1 protein-coding gene is annotated in these 799 nt (G+C 34.3%); it reads right to left on the bottom strand.

Annotated features, from left to right (window positions below):
* On the bottom strand, nt 1–746 hold a 746-nt coding region (locus tag JIG37_RS16520), incomplete at its 3' end, for a hypothetical protein (RefSeq protein WP_199529853.1).
* Nucleotides 747–799 lie beyond the last annotated feature (53 nt).

The following is a 799-nucleotide window of genomic DNA, read 5'->3' as shown; positions in this document are numbered from 1 at the left end:
GGGATATCGGCCAAAGGCTGAGTAACATCCATAAAATTTTGCAATAACTCCCAGTGCAAAAAAGCACAGGCTATTTGGTTACTATAAGTCTGTTCATAACGAATGTTTTTCTTATAATGCAGTAATGTAAAGCCTCTATTAGCAAAACCACTTTTAGGATTATGGGCTACCTTATAGTGAGCATTGAACTCTTCAAAAGGGAGTGTATCAAAATTTTTTGCATTCTTAGTCGGTACTTCAACCATACCCGTTTTACGGTTAAAAATTGTGGCTAGATTAAATTTGAAACGAAAAAAAGGCCAAATTAGCAAGCTAATTAATTTAGATCCCCCCCAGCAACTTAAAAGAATGATAAAAAAATCAAATGCAAGTTCATATGCCCCTAAAGCAAGGGAAAATAAGGGTAGAATAAACATAAAAAAAACAAAGAATAAATGTAGCATCGCCCAAGTAAAGTTCGTCAAACCAATAATATTTGTAGCATTTGCAATTAAGGCCAACGTCAACTTATTTTTTCCTTTAGTTAAAATTGAGCGATCATAGTCTGTTTGACCATTAATATTCCCTTTATAATAACTCATCTGACTGCTATCAAAGCAATATCCAAATAAGTTCTCCCTAGGGTAAATAGCTTGCTCACTTTGATAACGGCAATACATAGAATCACGTTCATCTGTTGCGATTTCATTTCTAAATTTTGCAGCTTGTTTTCCGCGATAAGCGGTTTCTGCGTATTGCTCAAGCATATTCAACTTCCTTATTACCGAACTGTATTACTAACTATTTATTTACAGTTCGG

This window comes from Pseudoalteromonas sp. bablab_jr010 (assembly GCF_016464105.1).
Lineage (GTDB): Bacteria > Pseudomonadota > Gammaproteobacteria > Enterobacterales > Alteromonadaceae > Pseudoalteromonas > Pseudoalteromonas simplex.
The sequence above is the reverse complement of the archived record's forward strand: the minus strand, read 5'-3'. Positions and strand labels throughout refer to the sequence as shown.